Origin of the sequence: Gordoniibacillus kamchatkensis, assembly GCF_000829455.1 — a bacterium.
Lineage (GTDB): Bacteria > Bacillota > Bacilli > Paenibacillales > NBRC-103111 > Gordoniibacillus > Gordoniibacillus kamchatkensis.
Genome location: NZ_JXAK01000121.1, coordinates 1 through 6,358 on the forward strand (window position 1 = coordinate 1; position 6,358 = coordinate 6,358).

The following is a 6,358-nucleotide window of genomic DNA, read 5'->3' on the forward strand; positions in this document are numbered from 1 at the left end:
AGTAACTGCGTGAACTAAGGAACCGCCGTATACCGAACGGTACGTACGGTGGTGTGGGAGGTCGGCTACTCAACTAATGGGTAGCCTCCTACCCGATTAATTCACCTTTATTTCGTATGGATTCACCGACGGGGGGATAAGACGGTTCGGCATTCGGTAGACAATTCCGAATGCTATTCCATTATTATCAAGTTAAATTATGTGAGCAGTGACACTTAACCAAATGCTAATCCATCACAAGCACATTATTCTGTCTTTTCGATAGAATTGAAAATATCTTTTGTGATCCGGTGGATCATTTTAACATCAGTAGTCTTCTTCTCTTTTAGAAATTGGTAATGAACTTCTAGAACAGACCTTGTTTCAAAATCTGAAGAATTTAAATCAAGCTCTCGGAAATCAAAAAGTTCTCCAGGCTTTATTTCTAGGGCATTCATGATCTTCTCTAGCGAATCCAAAGAGAGATTCCGTTTACCGAGTTCAGCCTCAGTAAGATATGAAGCTTGGTGCCCTGTAAGATGACCCAATTGTTGTAAAGTCAAACCTTTTTTAGTACGTATGCTTCGGATTTTTTCACCAATTATTTTCTTTAAATCAGACATCCAAGATTACCTCCCTACTCAAGGGTAGAGGATTATTCAAAAAAAATATATATGAGTATAAGTGAATATAATTGTAAAAATCACTTAAAAGTGATATATTGTAGTTATTATAACCAGAGGTGAGCACAATGATTCCAAAAGTCAGATCGGTGGAGTCGTTGATTCTTTCTAACCAATCGTCTGAGCAGTTTATTTTTCAATTTAATAAGCTTATTTTCCTTAGAAACGCTCAGTACTTGTTTCTTCAGCAAAAGGAATGTCGAAAGATCTTGAAAATTAAATATTGTGATGGGGGGTTAAAGTTAATTGGAATAAGTAGAGACGAGTACACGGATTTGAAAGATCATATTCACTGGAGTCATAATGATACTTCGGAAATTTCTAAATCTCCAGAAGAAGAATATTGGGCCGTAGGGATAAGTTATAATACATCACAAAATGCAAATGGTGTCATTTCTGAATTTACGATTTCAAACGAAAGGCCGCTGGATATTCTGCTTTATATTATTCAAACGGGAGCTGAACATGTTTTCTTTTCAGAGTGAGGCAATTAATTTTTTGACTAATGGCAAAGTTACAGTTAAAGGACTTAAACAATTAGGACTTATAACCGAAGGCCAATGCGTGATACCCAATCAGTTTTATGAAAGCGGATGGGGGTTATGGTTGCCAATGCCTAATGTTACATTAGTACCTTACTTTAGTAATGCAATAGCGATTGGTCTTTCTAGGGATGATACTATTATTTATCTTGAGAATAAGATAAAACCAAATACTTTTCTTGATTTTGAAGAAGCCGGGATCACTCCAACTGAATTTGACATGGATGAGAAACAAATGCTGTATGAGAGGGAAAAGGAAATCAAGCGCAGACTAGAAGCTAATGGTTATCAATATCCGAAAAGCATTAATGAAGCAGTTAGTCTATATGTAACTTTAGGTTTAGCTGTTGAAGAAGTGGGGGAACAAGGGAGGATTTGTCTCGATATGCTTATTCGTCCACTTCGTAAAATTGATGATGTATTAATCGAACCATAATATTTGGTAGGTGACATTAATGAGGTGGTTAGATAGAAATGAAGGCATAATTTTGAAAATACTCAGTAACATATTCTTAGGATTTGGAGCAGGTCAAATACTTAATAGAGAATATTATCTGGCGCTTGAAAGTGGATTGATGAGTATTTTAATTTATATGATTTATCGAGCTGGTTCTACTCTCGAAAAGCATTTATAGCAACAAGGAAATGGTGAGTTTGATTGAATAAGATTAGCAATAAATAAGACCAACAGGGTTCCGCAAATTACGGGACTCTGTTTTGTATTTATCAGTTATTTTCCAGTTGACTTGAGTAGACGCGGTGAATAACTTGAACTACCTCGGTAGACCCGGTAAACTCAGTAAACTAGAGCCTACCTCTTGAATAAGAGAAGAACGTATGAGTTTTCATTTTAGAAAGGTATAATTGCGCAGATTTATCAGCTAGAATAATCTGCAGGGAAGTGAAAATTATTAGAACAATTGTGATTTCAGATTTTCATGGGTACAATCGAACCTTCGACTGTAAGATGATTAGGAAATTCAACGCCGCGGCGGGTAAATTATTAGGCTGAGAGCTAGGATAACCTTCTAAAGAGTGTTCACTATTGATAGAATCATATAAATCAAAAGAATGGGGGATAAAGTTTGACTTTATTAAATGACACAGAAAAAGTTGATTTCCTGATCGATTTGTTAGACAAACATATGCAAAAGCTGCCGGATGAAGATATTCTAAGAAACTATCTTGAATCTATTCATGGGTTCTTAAAAACTAAAGATTCGATCCTTCAAAAGGCAGCTATTTCCAATAGTGTGCTGTTCATAGACAATCTAGCCCAAAGCACCTCAGAAACCGATTATTTAATCAGCTATTTTGAAAAGTACATGGCAGAATTAGAAATAGAACTAAATGAAGAACCAGAGAATGGTTTTTTGAAAGGAAAAATAAAAGGTATTAAGCATGCGGTAGTAATAGCCAGAATGATAAAACAAGGAAACAAGTACCAAGGTGAAGGAATTAGTGTAATAATTGACGTCTTCTCTTTATTGAGCGCCTGCAGATCTAAACAAGTTTAGATGATATTCTAAAGATAATCAGTTGCATTTACCACGAATTCAATTTTGGAACATCATAACGTAATAGAATAAAGGACTGATGTGGAGCGTGACTCGTTTAAAATCATTCGATCTAAGTAAAATGGAATTTGTGCTTCGTAATACCGATATTTTCGATCCGACACTTGCTGAGAAATTTGAAACTGTCATCTTGAATGAATCACACCAATTCGAAGCGGAAAAAGTGTTTAAATTCATTGCGAGCTTTCATGTTGATCTAATAAAGGATCTATCCAGTTTCGATAGATTCATTTTACCAGTTTCGGATAAAATAAATAAACGCAAAAAGAGTGACGAAAAAGATAAGATGTACGATGTGCTAGGTTTTCAATTAAAACAACTTGAAAACATCTTAATGAAAAACAATATTAAATTTTATTCATCAACTATTCAAGGAGATCAATTAGAGTCTACGCATATTATAAAGATTGAAATTGAAGAGGATAAATCAGAACGTGTAATTACAAAAAACAGCAGGAAGCATCAACTGGGGAAGGTCAGTTCAGTAGTTCCAAGTAAGCTATACACGGAAAATCTTGTATCTAAATTAGCCTCAGAACGGATAAGTGAATTATATTATAAGATATTTAATGTCATAGGAAATAAAAAGATTATGTCAGAGATTTTAGGGATTGATGAAACTGAAAACGATAACGTATTATTTCAGGCATTTGTCAAAGAATATGGTGAGTTGTGGTTGACTACGAAAGCTATAGAGAATGAATTGTTTGATAAACTCATACGTAAGACCACTGAAGTTTTTGAAAAATATATTCAAGAGTGTGAAGTGAATAAGGATGAAAACAAATAATATCGAAGAGATAACATTGAGTTAAAAGCAAAGAGGAATGCCGAAGTGCATTCCTCTTTGCTTTTAACGGCGAAAATATCCTCAAAATCCGACTTACCCCATATCGAAATACCTCAACAATATCCCATGAACAGCGGATCAATGAATAACCGCCATATGTTTTCAGCATAGTAAGAATAATAGTAAAGATAAATACAAAATAATATTGATAAATAAGAATCTATTGGATATTCTAATAGTAAAGATAAGTGTAATGATAATAAAGCTTTTTGAGGAGTACAAATTATGTTACTTTCTTCAGATGAAGTATTTCAACTTCTAAAGGATTCTGGTATTACATCTGCAAATGATAAACAGATTGTTCTAAGGTGGAAAAGAAACGGACTTATAAAAGCTAAAATTGACTCCCGAAAAAAAGGAGTTTGGTTTGAAGAAAAAGAAGTAAAGAAATTCATCGAATATAGAAATGGGAGTAACCAAATAAGATTACTTGAAATGGAAATACAGAAGTTAAATAAAAAAAATAGATGAAGAGAATAAAATTAATCAAAAATTAGTTGAGGAAATTGATTCTTTAAAGGGGAAGAAAGACAATAACCTTAAAGAAATTATGAACTCCGATATATTAGATTTTAATGAATTTAATATAAATGGGCTGATAGCTGGGTTCAGCAAAACCAATAACATACCAAATGAATTAATTAATGAATTGGACTCTTTTGAAAATGTTATAATGTCTATGCATAAAAGGACTCAACAATTTAAAGAAAACAGTCCAAACGAGTCAGGATATATATGGGCTGCAACACTTAGTGAGTTGGCTTTAAATCGAATAACTAAAATAAAGGAGCAGATAAATAGTATAATAGATTAGGATTTATATACATGTGTATAAAATTGAATGAATTGGCGAAAGCTATTTATTTTAATTGAAAAATCGTATGTATATACACGTCCTGTACACTAATTAATAAATGCAGTTAAGGAAAGGGGCCACCCGTGAGGGTGGCTTTTTTTGTGAGTTGTAACTTGTTTTGTCGCTGATTTGAACATAAAATGTCGTCGAGTTTGAACATACATGTCGCTGACCCGTGCCTTGATGGTACGGTTTTTTTTCTTGCGACTTTCATTATTTTTTTGGTTTGTGAATTAGTACACTTTTTCTGTGGCTCAGCAAAAATTGCTCTTTAAAAATGGAATATGATTTGGCACTTTTCGTGAGAGTGAGTCGCTTTATCAAACGTTTGGAGGGTACTTGATGAACAGGTACAATCGAGCTCATGCTGTAAGAAGGGATTTTGGTAAATGCTGTCGAATTTGATGCCAGTATGGGGGGAAGTTTATAAAAGAAGGGGAATTGAAAATGATAATTGAATCGTATAACCCAACTGAGAGTAAGTATTTTACTTTTAAATATAGAGATAACCCCAAATCGCAAATCCAATACCGTCGTATTTTTGGTCACAGAAGTTGATGATGGGGCTTATGTTTCTAATCTCGAAATAGAATTAGAAGAAATTCATATGAGCAAAAACCAGCTGGTTCAGAAAAGTGAGGTCTACGCTTACCATACTGATCTTCGAACGATACATTATAAAATGTCCTCTAATTTTATAACTTCAGAAATTATTTTAGATGGGTTTCAAACATTCCCTACTCACTTTTATAAAAATGGTGGAGGCTTTACTGAGTACATAAGCTCATTTGCATTTACAGAAGGCTTAAAAGAGTATATGGGTGTAGGAAATAGTCACATTCAGAAATTAACCATATCGAATAATAAATCGACATCAATACGAAAACTCAAAGGGAAATTTAGCATTAACCTTCATCATGATGATTTTGAAAAATTATTTACACTATGCATCATAGGAAAAAGAAAAGGTACTAGTCTATCAATCAATTCAATTGCTGAATTTTTTCATAATCGTTTCCCTGCATTTTCTAAATATTCGCCTGATCAAAAAACAGATTCAGAATTGAAAAAGATGTTCCTGTCTTCACTGGACGAAGGATTAATTGATAAATTAAGCAAAGCTGAAATCGAAAAAGTACAAGAATTTTACGAGAAACTACTTGGAAAGAATTCAGAGAAGCATGATTTTATTCTTAGAAATGTTCTTAAGGTAAAGCAGATAAGTCTCGATAGTATTCTAGATGACTTTTCTGAAAAGCTGGCAAAAAAAACTCAAGAATCAAGTTGGCAGAAGTTTTTTGAAAAAAATATATTCATTTTCGATTCTAGATATATTGATTTTTTGCCAAAATTCAATTTGAAGTCGGGGAGAAAAGCAGAGCCCGATTTCCTTGTTTATGATATATATGGGTTCGTTGATATATACGAAATTAAGAGACCTGACACGTCTTTAATAAGATACGATAATAGTCATGATAATTACTATTGGAGTAATGAGATGGCGGAAGCCATTGGACAATTAGAAAAATATATTTTTTGGGCGACAGAGAATAGAACAAGTATACAGCATTCGATCAAAATGGATAGGGGGCAAGAGGTAAGTATCATAAAGCCGAGGGGTGTATTAGTAATTGGTACTAATATGGAACTAAATGATTCAAAAAAACGAGAAGATTTTAAAATATTACGTGCATCGTTAAAAAATATTGAGATAATATTATTCGACGAAATGTTTAACAGTTTACAAAATTTGAGAAAAGTAACTACTAATGTGTTTCCGCTAATACGTAATGTCCAAAAACTGACGGTAATGGTTGTCCGAATCCTGACCGATATAATGACCAGAACATCAATCCAGGGAAAGGAAAAGA

7 protein-coding genes are annotated in these 6,358 nt (G+C 33.5%); 6 read left to right on the top strand and 1 reads right to left on the bottom strand.

Features of this window, described 5'->3' with window-relative positions:
- Positions 1 to 245: 245 nt before the first annotated feature.
- Positions 246 to 602 (bottom strand): helix-turn-helix domain-containing protein, encoded by a 357-nt coding sequence (locus SD70_RS32045; protein ID WP_041052691.1) that lies wholly within the window; start codon positions 600 to 602, stop codon positions 246 to 248.
- A 128-nt stretch (positions 603 to 730) separates the two neighbouring features.
- Between SD70_RS32045 and SD70_RS32050 the strand changes: the two genes are divergently transcribed.
- The 6 genes from SD70_RS32050 to SD70_RS32080 form a co-directional block, all read left to right on the top strand.
- Complete coding sequence (locus SD70_RS32050) at positions 731 to 1,147, top strand: hypothetical protein (protein WP_041052694.1); 417 nt, start codon at positions 731 to 733, stop codon at positions 1,145 to 1,147.
- Positions 1,128 to 1,640 (top strand): DUF6042 family protein, encoded by a 513-nt coding sequence (locus SD70_RS32055; RefSeq protein WP_041052696.1) that lies wholly within the window; start codon positions 1,128 to 1,130, stop codon positions 1,638 to 1,640. The genes SD70_RS32050 and SD70_RS32055 overlap by 20 nt, the downstream gene beginning before the upstream one ends.
- Positions 1,641 to 2,289: 649 nt before the next feature.
- Positions 2,290 to 2,721, top strand: a complete 432-nt coding sequence (locus SD70_RS32060) for a hypothetical protein (RefSeq protein ID WP_041052699.1) — start codon at positions 2,290 to 2,292, stop codon at positions 2,719 to 2,721.
- An 88-nt stretch (positions 2,722 to 2,809) separates the two neighbouring features.
- The gene (locus SD70_RS32065; RefSeq protein WP_156158308.1) at positions 2,810 to 3,571 is read left to right on the top strand and encodes a hypothetical protein; all 762 of its coding nucleotides are present in this window, start codon (positions 2,810 to 2,812) and stop codon (positions 3,569 to 3,571) included.
- A 285-nt stretch (positions 3,572 to 3,856) separates the two neighbouring features.
- Positions 3,857 to 4,102, top strand: a complete 246-nt coding sequence (locus SD70_RS32070; RefSeq protein ID WP_041052704.1) for a hypothetical protein — start codon at positions 3,857 to 3,859, stop codon at positions 4,100 to 4,102.
- Between the two features lie 839 nt (positions 4,103 to 4,941).
- Positions 4,942 to 6,358 (top strand): Shedu immune nuclease family protein (locus SD70_RS32080; protein ID WP_156158309.1); only part of this gene is annotated, 1,417 nt, incomplete at its 3' end.

Excerpts from the sequence above, each read along its gene's own strand:
- SD70_RS32045 (WP_041052691.1), bottom strand. The coding sequence starts at position 602 with ATGTCTGATTTAAAGAAAATAATTGGTGAAAAAATCCGAAGCATACGT.
- SD70_RS32050 (WP_041052694.1), top strand. The coding sequence starts at position 731 with ATGATTCCAAAAGTCAGATCGGTGGAGTCGTTGATTCTTTCTAACCAA.
- SD70_RS32055 (WP_041052696.1), top strand. The coding sequence starts at position 1,128 with ATGTTTTCTTTTCAGAGTGAGGCAATTAATTTTTTGACTAATGGCAAA.
- SD70_RS32070 (WP_041052704.1), top strand. The coding sequence starts at position 3,857 with ATGTTACTTTCTTCAGATGAAGTATTTCAACTTCTAAAGGATTCTGGT.